The sequence below is a fragment of the Leucobacter japonicus genome (assembly GCF_001273855.1).
In the GTDB taxonomy this organism is placed as follows: Bacteria; Actinomycetota; Actinomycetes; order Actinomycetales; family Microbacteriaceae; genus Leucobacter; species Leucobacter japonicus.
Window position 1 is genome coordinate 150954 of record NZ_JHBX01000105.1, and the last position, 17004, is coordinate 167957.

The following is a 17004-nucleotide window of genomic DNA, read 5'->3' on the forward strand; positions in this document are numbered from 1 at the left end:
GTTGCTGCTGTCGCGCGTCGCAGACGAGCGGGGTGCGCCAAGCTGCCCGACCGGTACACTCGGAGGGTGAGTGCCCAGCCGTCGAAACCGCGGGCCGGTCTGCTCTACCGGCTGTATCAGCGACGCCTGCGTCACGAGATCGATCCGAAGCAGGTGCCGCACCACATCGCGGTGATCGTCGACGGCAATCGCCGCTGGGCCAAGCAGCGGCTGCAAGAGCGCGCGGCGTTCGGGCACCGTGCCGGGGCGCGCAAGATTCCGGAGTTTCTGGGCTGGTGCGAAGAGGCTGGGGTCGGCACCGTCACGCTCTACCTGCTCTCGGCTGACAACTTGAACGCGCGCGACCGCCAAGAGCTCGAAGACCTCTTCGGCATCATCGCCGAGCTCGCGGGCCTGCTCGCCGAGCATCCCGGGTGGCGCGTCAAGCACGTAGGCACCTGCGAGGGGCTCGCCCCCGAGCTCGCCTCGGCGCTGCAGGCGGCCGAAACGGCGACGCAGGATCGCACGGGCCTGCACATCAACCTCGCCGTGGGCTACGGGGGCCGCAGCGAAATTACCGCCGCCATGCACAGCGTCATCGCCGAGCACCAGGCCGCGGGCGGCACCATCGACACGCTCGCCGAACGCCTCACGCCGGAGCTGATCGGCGAGCACCTCTGGACGCGGGGTCAGGCAGACCCCGACCTCGTCATTCGTACCTCGGGCGAGCAGCGGCTGAGTGACTTCATGATCTGGCAGTCGGCGCACTCCGAGTTCTACTTCGTCGAAGCGCTGTACCCCGACCTCCGCGAGGTCGACTTCCTGCGCGCCCTGCGCGACTACTCGACCCGCCAACGACGCCTCGGAGGGTGACTGTGACTTCCCAAACCCACCCGCGCGGTCTCCCGAATCTGTCGGGTCAGCGCGTGCTCGTCACCGGTGCGTCCGGGGGCGTGGGCGGCGGCATCGCCCGCGCGTTCGTGCTCGCCGGCGCGAGCGTCGCCGTCCACTTCCGCGGGCTCACACCCGAGTCGGTGCGGGCCGGCGAGGCACTCGTCGCCGAGCTGCGCGAACTCGCCGACGCCGTCGGCGGGGGCGTGGCCCCGGCGCCGGGTGCTGATCCCACGCCCCGCGTCATCGGAGTGCGCGCCGATCTGAACGAGCCCGGTGCGGCGGCCAGACTGATCGCCGATGCGGTCGCCGGCTTGGGTGGGCTCGACGGCCTCGTGAACAACGCCGGCGTGCAACCCGTCACCCCGCTCGCCGAGACGACGCGCGCCGAGTGGGACGAGGTGCTCGGTACCAATCTCGGCGCCGTCTTCGAGCTGTCGCAGGTCGCGGCCGCCGCGATGATCGCTGCGCCAGGGGAAGCAGCCGACGGGGTGCCTGCGAATCGCTGGATCACGCACATCGCCTCCGTCGAGGCGTCGCGGCCGAGCCCCGCGCACGCGCACTACGCCGCGGCCAAGGCCGGTCTCGTGATGCACGCGCGCGCCGCAGCGCTCGAGCTCGGGCCGCAGGGCATCCGCGTGAACACGGTGTCGCCCGGGCTCGTCGATCGTCCCGGCCTTGCCGAGGCCTGGCCCTCCGGCGTCGAGAGCTGGACGCGCCACGCGCCGCTCGGTCGACTCGCGACACCGGCTGACATCGGCGGTGCCTGCGCGCTCCTCGCCTCTGACGCGGCGACCTTCATCACCGGCCAAGACCTGGCCGTCGACGGCGGCATGCTCGCGACGCCCGGATGGTGAGCGCTGGGCGATCCGGCGCTGCCACCCGACCCTGCTTTCCCAGACACCTGACTCCCACCGCAGAACGGAGCCCCGCATGAGCGACATCGAGACCCCCCAGACCGCCGCGTCTGACACCGTGCTCTTCGAAACGGTGCTGCGCGCCGACGCGATGCTGGCCCCCGGCGGCGTCATTGTCGACGCCGAGCTCGCGTTCGACGGCACGGGGCGCATCACCTATGCCGGATCCGCCCGCCCCGACGCAGAGTCTGCCGGCGACCGCGTGGTGCACGATCTTGCGGGGCACGTGCTCATGCCCGGGCTCGTGAACGGACACACCCACTCGGCGATGACGCTGCTGCGCGGCGTTTCCGACGACGAAGGATTCATGCCGTGGCTCGCGGCCGTGCAAGCGCTCGAGCAGCACCTCACCCACGATGACGTCGCCGTGGGGTTGCAGCTCGCGATGGTCGAGATGATCGAGACGGGCACGACGGCGTTCGCCGACATGTATCACTGGGATGCCGAGCTCATCGAGCTGGTGCGCACCGCGGGCATGCGCGCGCTCATCGCGGTCGCGTCGTTCGCGCCCGACACCGTCGGCTTTCCGGGCGTCTCGCCCTGGAACGGCGCTGACGCGACGAACGAGACCGAGGTGCTGGCCGCGCGCTACGCCGACGACGCGCAGATCTCCATCGCCTACGGCCCGCACGCGCCCTACACCTGCCCGCCCGAATACCTGCGCGATATCGCCCGTCGAGCGGTCGAGCGGGGCATCCCGATTCACACACACATCTCGGAGTCGGCGGCCGAGGTCGCGCAGATTCAGGAGCAGTACGGTGCGACGCCGGCGGATCACCTCGACTCGCTCGGGCTCTTCGCAGCCGAGGTGCTCGCCGCACACTGCGTGCACCTCACCGAGAGCGAGATCGCGCTCTTCGCGCGCACCGGCACCGCCGTCAGCCACAACCCGGTCTCCAACCTGAAACTCGGCAACGGTATCGCCCCGCTGCCCGAGTGGCAGGAGGCCGGGCTGCGCATCTCGCTCGGCACCGATTCGGTCGCGAGCAACAACACGCTCGACCTCTTCGAAGAGATCAAGACCGGCACGATTCTGCATCGCGGCGCTCGCCAAGATGCCGCGATCGTGCGCGCCGCCGACGTGCTCGACATCGCGACGCGACGCGGTGCCGAAGCGATCGGGTTCGCCGAGACCGGGGCGCTCGAAGCCGGGCGCCTCGCAGACGTGATCGCGCTCGACGTCACGGGATCCGCCGCCGTTCCCTTCGACGCCGCGTCGTTGATCTCCCACCTCGGGTTCGCCGCCACCGGTGCCGATGTGCGCCACGTCTTCATCGGCGGCCGCCACGTCTACGCGGAGGGCGAGCACCTCACGCTCGACGCCGACGCGATTCGCGCGCGCGCCGCCGCAGCGCGTGCACGCCTCACCGCCGCCAGTCGCTCCGCTGAGTGACGCTGGCGCGATCCGGCACCACTCCCGAACACTGCTTCCCACCTCGCGCGATCGCTGCACGGCATCGCTTCGCTGTCACTGAAAGGCCCGTCATGCCCGTACGTCTTCCCTCCGATGCCGAACTTCCCTTGCTGCGCGCTCGGGTCTCCGATCTCGCCGATCGCGCGCTCGTCGTCGGCGATCCCGCTCGGGCCGCGCGCGTCGCCGAACGGCTCGACGATGTGCGCCAGCTCGCGGCGAACCGCGAGTACCACGTGTACGCGGGCACCTGGAAGGGCGTGCCCGTCACCGTCGCCTCGCACGGCGTCGGTGCTGCTGGTGCCGCGGTGTGCTTCGAAGAGCTCGCGCGCGGCGGCGTCACCCGCATCGTGCGCTCGGGTACCGCGGGCGGCATTCAGCCCGAGGTCGTCGACGGCGCGATCGTCGTCGCCACCGGTGCGGTGCGCGCCGACGGGGTGAGCCACCAGTTGGTGCCCACCGAGTTCCCAGCCATCGCGACCCCCGAGCTCACGATCGCGCTCAAGGCTGCCGCGGCCCAGACCGGGCTCGACGTGCACAGCGGCATCGTGCTCACCGGCGACATGTTCTACCCGAGCGAGGTCATCGTCGGGGTCGACCACCACGCCTGGCAGCGCGCCGGCATCGTGGCCGTCGAGATGGAAGCCGCGGCGCTCTTCGTCATCGCGTCGCTGCACGGCATCGAGTCGGGTGCCGTCTTCGCGATCGACGGCAACCCGCTCGCCGCGAAAGACGAGGCGATGGACGGGTACGACCCGTACCGCGAGATCGTGACGCAGGCCGTCGACGGTGCACTCACCGCCGCACTCGACGTGCTGGTGGGCTGAGCATGAGCGACGCGGCTGCGGGTGGCGCTGCGGTGAGGACTCCGTTCTCGGCGGTGCTGTTCGACTGCGACGGCGTACTCGTCGACTCGGAGACGATCACGCAGCGACTGCTCGCCGAGATGCTGCGCGAACTCGGGTGGGAGATCTCTGAAGCCGAGACCATCCGTACGTTCATCGGGCGCGCACTGAAAGACGAGTGGGAAGTGATTCTCACCCACACTGGGATTCGCATCACCGAAGACTGGATCGATGAGTTTCACGCCCGTCGCGACGACGCGCTGCGAGTGAGCGTGACTCCCATCGACGGTGTCCCCGAAATGCTCGCCGAGATCACGGAGCGCTTTGGCGACCGCATCGCGCTCGCATCCGGGGCAGACCGCGTCAAAATCGATATGCAGCTCGAAGTCACCGGTCTCGGCCGCTGGTTCGGAGATCGCGTGTTCAGCGGCATGGATCAGCCGCGCAGCAAGCCGGCCCCCGATGTGTACCTGGCGGCCGCGGCGGCACTCGGCATCGACGCCTCGACCGCGCTGGTCGTCGAAGACACCGTCGCCGGCGTCACTGCGGGCATCGCCGCAGGAGCGACCGTCTTCGGGTTCTCGCCCGACAGCCCGGTCGCGACCGCACCCGACGCATTGCGCGCTGCGGGCGCGACGCTCGTGTTCAGCAGCATGTCTGAGCTTGCCGGTCTCGTCGATGGCTGGGGCGTGGGGGAGTAGATTTGCTTGCGGCGCGCTGGCGCCGGGCTAGCGCCGCGCTACCGCCGCGCTACCGCCGCGCTGCAACGAACGCACCGGTTTCGCGCGAGTGCACCCCTGTGATGTGGGTACTCTCGCGCGAAACCGGTGCGTTCGAGGGCGCGAGGCCCAGGGCTCAACGACTCAAGGGCTCAAAGCCTTGGGCTCGAGGGCCCGAGACTCAAGAACTCGGGGCATGCGGCTCGGCGCGAGGCCCTGCTGGGCTAGGCAATCCGTGAGCGATCGAATGCGTCGAGGCTGATGCCCTGCGCGAGCACGATCTTGGCCCACTCCTTCGCGGAGTGCAGGCTGTGGTCGCGGTAGTTGCCGCAGCTGACGGGTTCGGTGCCGGGCACGTCGTCCCAAGTCACGCGCTCCACGAGGTCTTCGAGTGAGCTCTTGATCGCTGCGGCGACGGTTTCGGCGCTCGGCTCGCCCCACGCGATGAGGTGGAAGCCGGTGCGGCAGCCGAACGGGGAGATGTCGATCAGCCCGTCGAAGCGGGTGCGCAGCAGCGCCGCGAGCGTGTGTTCGATGGTGTGGAGGCCCGCAGTTGGAATCTCGCCCTCGTTCGGTTGCACGAGGCGGATATCGAAGTTCGAGATCGCATCGCCCTTGGGTCCGCGTTCGACGCCGATCAGACGCACGTAGGGGGCCAGCACTTTCGTGTGGTCCAGGGAGAAGCTCTCGACTTCGGCAAGCTCGACATCACTCATGCGGCCCAGTGTATCCAGGGGATCCACCGGGCCGCATGGGCGATGGCGTCGAGTTACGCGATGCTCATGGAGCTCAGCGTGTGCGAACGGTTACGCGGCGCGAGCGAGGTCGCGGCGCGTGAGCGCGATACGGGCGTGGTCGCCCGTGGGGAGCGGCGAGACGCGAACGTCCCAGCCGGCACGGTCGAGACGCTTCAGATCGACGCGGGCGTCACTGAGGCGATCGGTTTCGACCATGTACAGCGTGCGCCCCGAGCTGCGGTAGACGGAGCGGCGCTGCGCCCAGTCGGGCACGAGCATGTTGTCGGCGCCGCTGAGCGAGTGGTACGGGGTGCGCAGCGTCGCGACGGGGCGCGGGGCTGCGGTTTCAGGCATACGGGTATGCGAAGTCATGGTGTTCCTTTCTGACGCACCGTCATGGTGCGTATCCCGCCGAGCATGTCTCGGGGGTGGGCCCGCTCGGGGCCTCACGCTGCATCGCGGGGGCTGCGTCGGCACAGCCCGATCGAGCCTGCAGCGTCTGTGGAACCTGCGGGATCGATGCGTGAGCGCATCTGCACCGGCCTCATCGGGAGGATCGACCTCGTGTGAAGGTCTGCGGTGCGGGTGGGTTTCGCTGCGATTGTCGCGGAGTTGAGGTGATCTCGACGTCCCGTTTCAGGGCGATCACGCGTACGGCTCGCGAACCCGACTCCCCAATATTAGAACAAGGTTTCGAAAAGCGCTAGTGTGGAGTCGAAAATTCCTGATCGACGGGCGTGCAAGCGCCGCTGGGAGCGCCGATGTCTGACCTCACCACCCTGCTCGTTTTCGCGCATCGAGACGAGGCTTCGGCCTTCGCCGATGTGCCGCACCTCGTCACCGGGGTGGGCAAGATCAACGCCTCCGTCTCGCTCGCCGCCGAGCTCGCCGAGCGCCCGGTCGACCGGGTGGTCGTGCTCGGCACGGCAGGGGTCGTCAGTGATGCGCCGGATCGCCCCTCGCTCGACGAGGTCTACCAAATCGCCGGGGTCGTGCAGCACGACTTCTCGCTGCCCTCGCCCGAGCTCGCCCCGACAGGTGCGGTGATCCTGCCCACGGAATCGACCGCGGTGATCGCCACCGGCGATGTCTTCGTGCAGAACGACGACCAGCGGGCGACCATCGCCGGGCTCGGCGCGAACCTCGTCGACATGGAGGCGTACGCCTACGCGAGCGTGTGCGCGCGGTTCGGGGTTGCGCTGCAGCTCTTCAAGATCCCCTCGGACTTCGCCGATTCGTCGACCACCGATGAAGAGTGGGACACGATCGTCTTCCGCAAGAGCGAACAACTGCGCGCATTCTGGGAGGAGCGACTCGCCTGAGTCTGCCCCGATTCGCAATGCGTGCGCGAATCGCATAAGCTCTTCCGCGGTGACGTGTCCGAGCGGCCGAAGGTGCAACTCTCGAAAAGTTGTGTAGGGTAACCCCCTACCGTGGGTTCAAATCCCACCGTCACCGCCACAGAAAACCCCCTCTTCGTGAGGGGGTTTTCGCGTTGGTGGGGCTGGGCGTTGCGCTCGCTACGCCGCGCGTCACTCCGCTCGCAACGCCGCTCGCCCCTGCCGAATCGGTGTCACTTTGTGTCGTTCAGCCCGCCCACATCACTGATCTGAGAGCAATTTTTGACACCAATCCGTGAGTGGGCGGAGCTGGCCGACGAAGCTGTTAGGGCAGGGCGGGCGGAGCGGGCACCTGGCGCTGGTCTATCTGACACCTGTCAGATAGAATGTGCGCATGGATGCTCGGTCGCTCCGCACGCGGAGCCAACTGCGCGCCGCGATCCTCACCCTGTCGACAGCGACGCCGATCGACGACATCTCCGTTGCGGCGATCTGCCGGGAATCGGCAATCACGCGTGACACGTTCTATCGGCACGCCAGCACCCCGGCGCACCTGCTCGGCGACGCACTCGCGCACGAGATCGATGCCGCGATGGAGGCGCTGCCCGCCGCGCAGACCATCGGCGATGGGGAGCGGCTGCTGATCGCGCACGTCGCCGCGCGCGCCGACATCTATCGCGGGGCGATGCGACCGACACTCGTCGCACCCGTGCGGAGTGCGCTCGAGCAGTCCGTGCGGCACGGCTTGGAAACCTGGATCGCCCTGCGCCCGGCGATCCTGCCGCCCGCCCTGCGCGACGACGCCATCGGGCAACGCATCGCCATCGCGTATGCCGCGTCCGGCACCGTCGGAGCCATCGAGGCCTGGCTCGACTCGGGCAGCGACGATATCGAACGTGCCGTCGAGCTGATCCTCGCGGCATCCCCGGAATGGTGGCTGCGCTGATCCGCGGCCCGAGAAGAAGGAGCACCCCATGCAGGCAGCACAGTTCTACGCGAAGGAAGACCTCCGCATCGTCGACGTCGAGGAGCCCACGCCGGGCCCGGGCGAAGTGAAGATTCGCAACGCCTTCGCCGGCATCTGCGGTTCAGATCTGCACGTCTACTACTCGCCCGAAGCCGCTGGGCTCGACTTCGACCACCCGCACCCGGTGACCGGTTCGACGCTGCCGCAGATCCTCGGTCACGAATTCTCGGGCACCATCGTCGAGCTCGGCGAGGGCGTCTCCGATGTCGCGGTGGGGGATCGCGTCGCGGTCTGGCCCATCTACTACTGCGGCGAGTGCCCGGCCTGCGTCAAGGGCCTCTACAACGTCTGCCAGAAGATCGGCTTCCACGGGCTCAGCTCGCACGGCGGCGGCATGGCCGAGTTCACGACGGTTCCGGCGAGCAAGGTGCACGTGCTGCCCGAGAATGTCGACCTGCGCATGGGCGCCCTCGTCGAGCCGATGTCGGTGTCGTGGCACGCGGTGTCACGCAGCCACGTCGAGGCGGGCCAGACGGCCATCGTCGCGGGCGCGGGTCCGATCGGCATCGGAGTCTGGTTCGCGCTCAAGGCGCGCGGGGTGGATCGGGTGCTCGTCTCGGAGCCCAGCGCTGACCGCCGCGCGACCATTGCCGCGCTCGGGGCGACCGTCGTCGACCCGGTGCACGAGGATCTCGCGGCAGCCGTGGCGGAGCTGACGGGCGGCACGGGCGTCGACGTCGCATTTGATGCAGCCGGTGCGGGCCCCGCGGTCACGTCGGGGCTCGCCAGCCTCACGCCGGGCGGGCGGATCGTCGTGGTCGCCATTCACGAGCGTCCCATGGAGTTCTTGCCGACGCAGCTCGTGATGGGCGAGACCGAAATCGCCGGTGCGCTGGCGTATCTGCCCGAGGATTTCGATGCCGTGATCGCGGCGATGGCAGATGGCAAGTACGACACGACCGGATGGGTGCAAGAGGTGCCGTTGAACGGCGTCGTCGATGCGATCCACGCCCTGCGCGGCGGCGTCGGAGCGAAGATTCTGGTGCAGGCCGGGCAGTAGCCGCTCGATGCGCGGGTCGCCGTCTCCCAATGTCGGCGGCTCGTCGTATCCTGCTTCCATGACCGACACCGCGCTCACTCCGGCTCAGCGCCTCGTCGTGACGATCGCGATACTCGCATCGTTCGTGACCTCGCTCGACATGTCGGTGACGAACGTCGCGCTGCCGCGCATTTCGGCCGACCTCGGCGGCGGGCTGGCAACGCAGCAGTGGGTGGTCGATGCATACCTGGTCACACTCAGCGCGCTCATGCTGCTCGCCGGGTCGATCGCCGACGCGTACGGTCGCATCTTCATCATGCGCATCGGGCTCATCGGCTTCGGCATCGCGTCGATCGCTGTCGGCCTCGCCGTCTCGCCCGAGATGATGATCGCCGCCCGAGCCCTGCAGGGGGCCGCCGGGGCCTTTCTCCTGCCGAGCTCCTTGGCGCTCATCACGTCGCGCGTCTCGGGCCCGGCGCAAGGGCACGCGATCGGTGTGTGGACGGCGGCGACCACGGGGGCCATGATCATCGGGCCTTTGCTCGGCGGCGTGTTCACCGACTACCTGTCCTGGCGACTCGTCTTCCTCATCAACGTGGTGCCGATCGGGCTCACGCTGTGGATGCTGCAAAAACTGCATGGCACCGACGACCGACGTCGCGGTGTGAGCATCGACTGGCTCGGCGGCATCGGTGCCGCACTCGGCCTCGGGCTCGCCGTCTGGGCGCTGATCGAAGAGCCCGCGCACGGCTGGGGGAGCCCCGTGATCTGGGTTCCGCTGAGCGTCGGGGCGCTGCTCCTGCTGGCCTTCCTCTGGTGGCAGACGCGTGTGGCATCGCCGATTCTTCCGCTCAGCCTGTTCCGCGTGCGCAACTTCTGGACGGGCAACCTCGCCACCCTCTTCATCTACGCCGCGCTCGCGCTCAACGGCTTCGTGGTCGGGGTGTACCTGCAAAATCCCGAGGGGCCAGCGCTTACCGCGACGCTTGCGGGGCTCGCAAGTCTGCCCATCACGATTCTGATGGTGCTGCTCAGCTCTCGCGCCGGAGCACTCGCCGGGCGGTACGGACCTCGACTGTTCATGACCGTCGGCCCGCTCCTGCTCGGCATCGGGGCGTGGCTGCTGCTGCTCGTCGATACGCCGTTCTCGTACTGGACGCAGGTGCTCCCTACGATGCTCGTGATGGGCCTCGGCCTGTCGATCATGGTCGCCCCGCTCACCGCTGCGATTCTGGGTGCGATCGGCCCCGAGCGCAGCGGCATCGCCTCGGCGGTGAACAACGCGATCTCGCGAGTCGCCGGGCTCATCGTCATCGCCCTCCTGGCGACGATCGTCGGCGGCACGCTCGACCTTCGCGGGTTCCACACGGCAGCGCTCGTCACGGGGGCACTCTTCATTGCGGGTGCCATCGTCTCGTTCCTCGGTATTCGCAATCCGCGCTCGACCGACCAGGTCGAGGTCGTCGACGCCTGAGCCGCACGTCGGCGGCGGGCGAGGCGGCGCATGCGGAGGGACGCGTCGACGCGCAGGGGCGTCAGGGCGCCCCGCCGCCCCGCGCAGTGCTGAACTGCGGAAACGCAAGAACCCCCTCCTCAGGAGGGGGTTCTTCTGGCGGTGACGGTGGGATTTGAACCCACGGTAGGGGGTTACCCTACACAACTTTTCGAGAGTTGCACCTTCGGCCGCTCGGACACGTCACCGCTCACGAGATTAGCGCATGTGCTCGATGGTGCGCGAATCGACCCGGAACCGATGCCGTGCGTTCCGCGGCGCTTCCGGCTGCGCGAACTCGCGCATGATCTCCGCGAGTTCCTCGCGATCCGATGCCCCGAGTTTCGCTCTGGCCTGCGCCAGGTGCGACTCGACGGTGCGCACGCTGCAGCGCAGGTGCGCGGCCATTTCCTTGTTGCTGAGCCCGTCGACCGAGAGTCGGGCAGTGGCGAGCTCGCGCGGCGTGAGCCGGGCGAACTCGACCTCCGGGAGTGCCTCGATGCTAAACCACGGGTCGGTCAACTGCGCCGCATGCTCCAGTTCGGTCAGCAGTTCACTGCAACGGTTCACGCTTCCCGTAGCGCGACGTTGCACAAAAATGCGTCGTGCCTCGCGCAATGCGTAGGCGGCGGGCCCCCAGAAGTGGCGCTCGGCGAGATGCTCTGCGATGGTGATGAGCGCGGCAGGGTTCTGCGCATTCGTTGCTTGAATGTGGACACGGGCGAGCCGGGGGATGTCGAGGGAACGTGCATCGTCGACGGGTGCATCGTGCAAAAACCCGTAGCGCTGGATGCGGGGGCCAATGTGTTCGAGAAGTCCACTGAAGTACGCCAGATACTGTGACGACAGGTCGTCGATGTCGGTGCTCAGTTCGTTTTCACCGAGCGCGGCGGAACTCATCGAGGCGCGTTCGATCGCCTCGCCGACGTCCGAAATCAGGGTGTCGAGTCTCACGGGGAGAAAATGCGGCAGGTGCGCCACGAGGTGCTTCCACTCCAGTGCGGCGCGCAGGATATCGCCCGCAAGGATGGCTTTGCCTGCGGCTCCGAGATGCATGAGCCAGCGATGGTGCAGCGCGGCGGCGGGCAGCGTCTCGGTCAACGCGTCGAGCGCGACATCGCTTCCTGAGGTGTCTCCCAGGTAAAACGCGATCATCGCTTCGGCGACGACGGCGGTCGTGAGCAGGTCGCGCAGTTCAGGTGGGCTGGTCATCGCGATGCCCGTGATCTGCGTAATGCGTGCGACGCAGTCAGAGGTCGTGAGCGGTTGCAGCCCGCGCTTCACCTGTTCGAGATCGAGCAGCAGTCGTGCGAGCAGCGCGATCTCTGCCACCGGATGCCGGTCAGCGATGCGTGCGATGCGCTGTGCATCGGAGTCGATTGGTCCGAGCGCGTTCCACCGGTCGAGAAGCCACCGGGCGGCAGGTGCGTCGTCGTCGCTCGACGGCTTCGCTCCTGACCCGACAGAGACTCGGAGTGAGTCGTGAGGCACCGGGGCGTTGGCCACGACGTAGCTCGCGAGAGCGTCGAACGCGATGTGCTCGGCGAGGTTCTTCGGATGCTCCTGAGCGGCTTGCAGGCTGCGCATGCCCGCCAGCGGGCCGTGCAGAGCGGTGGCGACTCGGCTGCGTTCGAGCGGATCGAGCCGCAACCCGAGAGCGGCGCCTCGTAGCAGCAGATCGCGCACCTCGCCGGTTCCGCCGAAGGCCAAGAACTCGCTCGCCACCCGGTGATGCAGTGCGGCTCGCACGGGATCGCCGACGGTCGCATCGCCGGCGGGCTCATCGGCGGTCGCGCAGAAGTAAGCCTCGCGTTCCGAGAGCTGAATGCCGAGCAACTCTTGCATCTGCAGCCGTTCAGAGATCTGGTTCGACACTCGAGCGAGCAGCGCAGGATCGGCTCTGAGTTGCAGCGCCGCCGCGTACAGCTCGGGTACCGCGTACATCGAGGCATCGCCGGGGATGGTGATCAGGAGACCCTGCGCGAGCAGCGCCGCGGTTGAGGCCCCGCTGATGAGATCGCCATGACCGCTGAGCGTGCGGGGGTCCAGGCGCGCCAGCGCCGCTCCCGCAGCGATGACTTCGGGCGCGAGGTGAGTTGCGGCGCGATCGTCGGCGAATCGGAAGGAATCGAGGCCGAGTTCGCGCACTTGAGTCGCTGAGAGCCCGGGCCAGGGGGTCGCCTGCAGCGCACCCATGGCCTCGAGTTGCAACAGCTCGAGCAGCCAAGCCGGTCGACCGAATGATAAGCCGTGCAGGGTGACAGCGGTGTGGGCGTCGACATACTCTGAGCTCGTCTCAGTGATGATGCGCAGCGACTCCAACGCCGAGAGCGGGACGAGGTGCACATACCTCGTCAAGGGAAGTTCGGTTTCGGGAGCAAACAGGGCTCGCCACCCCGGCTCGCTGGAGCGCTCGGCGGTGAGGTGATCCTCCACGAGAGCGCAAGCACCGCGCCCACCGTGTCGCAGCCGTGTCGCGAGTGCCTCCAACGCCTCGGGTGTTGCGAACTCGAGATCGTCGACCAGGTGCAGCGCCGTCAATGGTTGCTGCGTCAGCACCTCGGCGGCTGCGGCGTCGCGCATGCTGACCGAGAACGCTGGAATGTCGGCGGTACTGCAGACCTGCTGCACGTCGGCGAGCACACCCGACGTGCCGCTGCCTCGAGCGCCCATCAAAATGAGGAGCCCGGGCCTTCCCGATTCCTCGATGAGGCGCTCCGCAACCGCGCTTCGTACCCCACCTCGCATGTGACGAATCACGCCCTTCCCCCCTTGAAAAGACGAACCCTCGCGTCGAATATGCCGTGACCATACTTGACGTTTGGTATCACCATAGCGAAAGAACAGGCGTGCCGCGCCCCCTTGACGTCAGGCGCAACAAAGTTTCGCATCAGTGTGAACCATATGTGTTCTCAGTAGTGCGCGAATATTCATTCAGCATTACGAGAACTGAGTCTCCGCATTGCTGAATTGCGTGGCTCTCAGTGAATGCACATTATTAGCCTCCCCGTAGGGAGGACCGGACTCTGTCCACCTCCGCGCCCGCGTAGCCGCGGGTTTTGCAGACCAACGGAGGGGGTATCTCGTGGGGTACAGGGAAGACCAACGGAGACGTCGGGTTCGACGCACCATGAGGCCCTTGGCGGTGGGAGTCGTTGCGCTCACCGCCCTGGCGTCGACATCGGTGATCGCCGCGACGGCAGCATCGGCCGATACGCACACGCCGAGTGCGAATGCGGAGTCCGCGGGCCACGGGCACGCACTCTGGCTCGACGCGCTCGGCCTCGACGTCGCGGGTACGGGCTCCGCGCTCTCCGAATTCCCCGACAACGTCGGTCCGAACGGCGAAGATCTGGACCTCTCGGTCTTGAGCGCGCTCACCGTCGATATCGGCACCGGCGTCAACATTCCATTGATCGGCGACGGTACGAACGGCGGCTTGCTGAACCTGGGCGGCCTCGGTGCGATTTCGAGCTTCTCGGAGTCGGCAGACGCACAGAACTCGGTAGCCTCTGCCGGCCTGATCGGTGAAGACGGAGGCATCAGCCTGGACCCGGAGTCGGTTCCGGCCGACTTCGATCGGGCGACCCTCGATGCGAGCGGGCTCCTGCGCCAGGTGCTTCCCGATGTGCTCGTGGATACCGCGCTGGATGAAGCTTCGGTGAGCATCGGGGCACTCGCCTCGCGGGCCGAGGCCGTTGACGGTCAGCCGACGAGCGAGTACCTGCTCTCGGGCGTCGGCCTCGACGTACACAGCCCGGTCGTCGGCAATCTGACTACGACAGTGGATAGCGCGCTCGGAACGCTCTTGGCCCCGCTGAATGCGCTGGTCGGCCCTGGGGGCACCATTCAGAACACGCTGGGTACGCTGATCACCTCGCTCAACGGCATCCAGGTGCCGCTCGTAGCGCAGGTGAACGCATCGTTGAACAGCCTGTCGCTCGACACGACGCCGCTCACCAATGAGATCCGCAGCTCACTGCTCGCCGAACCGCTCGAAAACGCGGAAGGCAGCTTGTCGATCGACCTGAGCACCGGTGTCATCCATGTCGACCTCGACAACCTGCTCACCGATGGCGGGGGAGCCGTCGGGCTCAGCTCGCTGGACCCGAACACGAACTTGCTCAGCGGCGAAGCCGTCACGAGCATCGTCGACGGCGTGACCGAGCTGCTGCTCGGAAACGGCCCGAACTCGTTGATCACGAAGGTCGTGAACCTGCTGAACGAGGGCATCTACAACGTCGCGTTCAACATTTCGCTGCAGATCCGCGTGACAAACCCGCTGACCGGTCTCGTGCTGGTCAACGCGCCGGTCACCCTGGCGACGAACCTCGGTGGGCTGACCGGCCAGCCGGGGTACACGCCCGCGGTATTCGACGTGAGCGGCATCACGGTGGCCGGCATCCCCGTCGGCACCATCGTGCAACCCATCGCGAACTTGCTTGCCGGCACGGTGAGCACAATCGGTGCGGCTGTGCTCCCCGTCGTGCAGAACCTGCTCACAAATGCGCAGCCGGTGTTGACGACGGCGGTCGGCGCAGTGGTGAATCCGCTGCTCGACGACGCGCTCGAGCCCGTCCTGTCGAACTTGCTTGAGGTGACGGTGAACGAACAACCGGCCGAGGGCGATCTCGGTGCGGGGAGTTTCACCGTTCGTGCACTCGCTATTGAGCTGCTTCCGATTCTCGGAGCTGGCTCGGCGAACCTCCAGTTGGGGTCGTCGACGGTGATTTCCGCTGAGGCCGAGGCCACGCTCGCGGCGTCACCGAATCCGGTCGAGCAAGGTGGCGTCGTCACCCTGACCGGCGGTGGCTTCACCGCTGGCGAGGACGTTACGGTGACGTTCCCGGATGCCACAGCGACTACGGTCACGGCACAGCCGGACGGCTCGATCTCGACCACCTGGGACGTGCCAGCCGATTACGCAATCGGCGCGGCAGCCTTCTCAGCGGTTGGGGCTACGAGCGGGCTCACCGCGACGGCCGAGACCGAGGTCGTCGCGGCCTCGGATGCGACGCTTGAGGCGACTCCCGACCCGGTTGAACAGGGCGGCACCGTCACCCTGAACGGCGACGGGTTCGACGGCGACGAAGACGTCACAGTCACACTGCCCGACGGCACGACGACCACGGTGACGGCTGAGGCGGATGGCAGCTTCACCACGACCTGGGACGTTCCCGCGAACTTCCCGGTCGGTCCGGCCAATTTCTCAGCGACGGGCGTGACGAGCGGGGCGACCGCGACGGCGAGCGTCGAAGTCGAGGCGGCCGCAGATGCGCTGCTCGAGGCGACGCCGGATCCGGTGGCGCATGGCGGCACCGTGACGGTCGCGGGTGGTGGGTTCGATGGCGGCGAAGACGTCACCGTGACCTTCCCTGACGGCACGACGACTACGGTGACCACCGAGGCCGACGGTTCGTTCACCACCACGTGGGACGTACCTGGTGACTTCCCCACGGGTGAAGCGACGTTCTCCGCGACGGGAGCCACGAGCGGACTGACCGCGACCGCGACCACGAATGTCGTCGCAGCGATCAACGCCACCCTCGACGCGTCACCGAATCCGGTGGAGCAGGAGGGTACCGTGACCCTGACGGGTGGCGGTTTCGCCTCGGGTGAGGATGTCACAGTCACGTTCCCGGACGGCACGACCACGGTCGTGACCGCGGAGGCCGACGGCACCATCAGTGCGACGTGGGATGTTCCCGCGGACTACCCGGCTGGCCCCGCGACGTTCGAGGCCGAGGGGCAGGAGAGCGGCGCGACCGGCACGGCGACCACCGAGGTGGAAGCGCTGGCGGGCACGCTCACGGCGACTCCCGATCCGGTCGAACAGGGCGGCACCGTCACCCTGACCGGTGGCGGATTCGTCGGCGGCGAAGACGTGACGGTCACGCTGCCCGACGGCACGACCACCACGGTGACGGCGGAAGCCGACGGGTCGTTCACCACCACCTGGGACGTGCCATTCGACTTCGCTCCAGGCGACGCCGAATTCTCTGCGACGGGCGATGCGAGCGGTCGTACGGCGGCGGCGACCACCGAAGTGGAAGCGGCATCCGCGGCAACTCTCGGAGCGACTCCGAACCCGGTCGAGCAAGAGGGCACAGTCACCTTGAGCGGTGAAGGGTTCGCTGATGGTGAAGACGTCACGGTCACGCTTCCGGATGGCACCACCGTCACTGTGACGGCTGAAGCCGATGGCTCGTTCACGACGACGTGGGAGGTGCCCGCCGACTACGCGCCGGGGAGCGCTGACTTCTCGGCGGAGGGCGAGACCAGCGGACGCACGGCAACGGCGACCACCGAGGTGGAAGCACTGGCGGGCACGCTCACGGCGACTCCCGATCCGGTCGAACAGGGCGGCACCGTCACCCTGACCGGCGGCGGGTTCGTCGGCGGCGAAGACGTGACGGTCACGCTGCCCGACGGCACGACCACCACGGTCACCGCCGAGGCCGACGGCACGTTCAGCACGACCTGGGACGTTCCGGCCGACTTCGCGACGGGTGACGCCGAGTTCACTGCGACCGGCGACACCAGCGGACGCACGGCAACCGCAACGACCGAGGTCGAGGCCGCGGCAGATGCCGATGTGAATGCGAATGCGTCGGCTTCGGCGTCGGCTTCGGCGGAGGCCGCGGCGGACGATGATGCGACGGCTTCG

General features: G+C 67.8%; 13 protein-coding genes and 2 tRNA genes. 11 read left to right on the top strand and 4 right to left on the bottom strand.

What is annotated here, in order from left to right:
- Positions 1–66: 66 nt before the first annotated feature.
- The 5 genes from AMS67_RS07715 (at position 67) to AMS67_RS07735 (ending at position 4744) form a co-directional block, all read left to right on the top strand.
- The gene (locus AMS67_RS07715; protein ID WP_053386870.1) at positions 67–852 is read left to right on the top strand and encodes an isoprenyl transferase; all 786 of its coding nucleotides are present in this window, start codon (positions 67–69) and stop codon (positions 850–852) included.
- Positions 853–854: 2 nt separating this feature from the next.
- Positions 855–1727, top strand: a complete 873-nt coding sequence (locus AMS67_RS07720; protein WP_053386871.1) for an SDR family NAD(P)-dependent oxidoreductase — start codon at positions 855–857, stop codon at positions 1725–1727.
- A 76-nt stretch (positions 1728–1803) separates the two neighbouring features.
- Positions 1804–3180 carry an amidohydrolase gene (locus AMS67_RS07725; protein ID WP_053386872.1) on the top strand — a complete coding sequence of 459 codons (1377 nt, stop codon included), beginning with the start codon at positions 1804–1806 and terminating at the stop codon, positions 3178–3180.
- 92 nt (positions 3181–3272) lie between these two features.
- Positions 3273–4025 carry a nucleoside phosphorylase gene (locus AMS67_RS07730; protein ID WP_082305382.1) on the top strand — a complete coding sequence of 251 codons (753 nt, stop codon included), beginning with the start codon at positions 3273–3275 and terminating at the stop codon, positions 4023–4025.
- A gap of 2 nt (positions 4026–4027) precedes the next feature.
- A complete protein-coding gene (locus tag AMS67_RS07735) occupies positions 4028–4744 on the top strand; it encodes an HAD family hydrolase (RefSeq protein WP_053386873.1) in 717 nt (238 codons plus the stop codon).
- Positions 4745–4986: 242 nt separating this feature from the next.
- Here AMS67_RS07735 and AMS67_RS07740 read toward each other — a convergent pair whose 3' ends face one another.
- Both AMS67_RS07740 and AMS67_RS07745 read right to left on the bottom strand, forming a co-directional pair.
- Positions 4987–5478: an S-ribosylhomocysteine lyase gene (locus AMS67_RS07740; RefSeq protein ID WP_053386874.1), complete on the bottom strand. Its 492-nt coding sequence runs from the start codon at positions 5476–5478 to the stop codon at positions 4987–4989.
- A gap of 90 nt (positions 5479–5568) precedes the next feature.
- A complete protein-coding gene (locus AMS67_RS07745) occupies positions 5569–5853 on the bottom strand; it encodes a hypothetical protein (RefSeq protein ID WP_241488022.1) in 285 nt (94 codons plus the stop codon).
- Positions 5854–6260: 407 nt separating this feature from the next.
- Between AMS67_RS07745 and AMS67_RS07750 the strand changes: the two genes are divergently transcribed.
- The 5 genes from AMS67_RS07750 (at position 6261) to AMS67_RS07770 (ending at position 10319) form a co-directional block, all read left to right on the top strand.
- Positions 6261–6821, top strand: a complete 561-nt coding sequence (locus AMS67_RS07750) for a phosphorylase family protein (RefSeq protein ID WP_053386876.1) — start codon at positions 6261–6263, stop codon at positions 6819–6821.
- Positions 6822–6869: 48 nt separating this feature from the next.
- Positions 6870–6960, top strand: a tRNA-Ser gene (locus AMS67_RS07755).
- A 273-nt stretch (positions 6961–7233) separates the two neighbouring features.
- Positions 7234–7785: a TetR/AcrR family transcriptional regulator gene (locus AMS67_RS07760; protein WP_053386877.1), complete on the top strand. Its 552-nt coding sequence runs from the start codon at positions 7234–7236 to the stop codon at positions 7783–7785.
- A 28-nt stretch (positions 7786–7813) separates the two neighbouring features.
- On the top strand, positions 7814–8866 hold the full coding sequence (locus tag AMS67_RS07765; RefSeq protein WP_053386878.1) for a 2,3-butanediol dehydrogenase: 1053 nt from the start codon (positions 7814–7816) through the stop codon (positions 8864–8866).
- 58 nt (positions 8867–8924) lie between these two features.
- Entirely contained in the window at positions 8925–10319 is a 1395-nt protein-coding gene (locus AMS67_RS07770) for an MFS transporter (protein ID WP_053386879.1), read from the top strand.
- 136 nt (positions 10320–10455) lie between these two features.
- On the opposite strand, the gene AMS67_RS07775 is transcribed toward AMS67_RS07770, so the two are convergent.
- Positions 10456–10546, bottom strand: a tRNA-Ser gene (locus AMS67_RS07775).
- Positions 10547–10556: 10 nt separating this feature from the next.
- A complete protein-coding gene (locus AMS67_RS07780) occupies positions 10557–13097 on the bottom strand; it encodes a helix-turn-helix transcriptional regulator (protein ID WP_082305383.1) in 2541 nt (846 codons plus the stop codon).
- A 385-nt stretch (positions 13098–13482) separates the two neighbouring features.
- On the opposite strand from AMS67_RS07780, the gene AMS67_RS07785 reads away from it, so the two are divergent.
- Positions 13483–17004 (top strand): choice-of-anchor G family protein (locus AMS67_RS07785; protein WP_053386881.1); only part of this gene is annotated, 3522 nt, incomplete at its 3' end.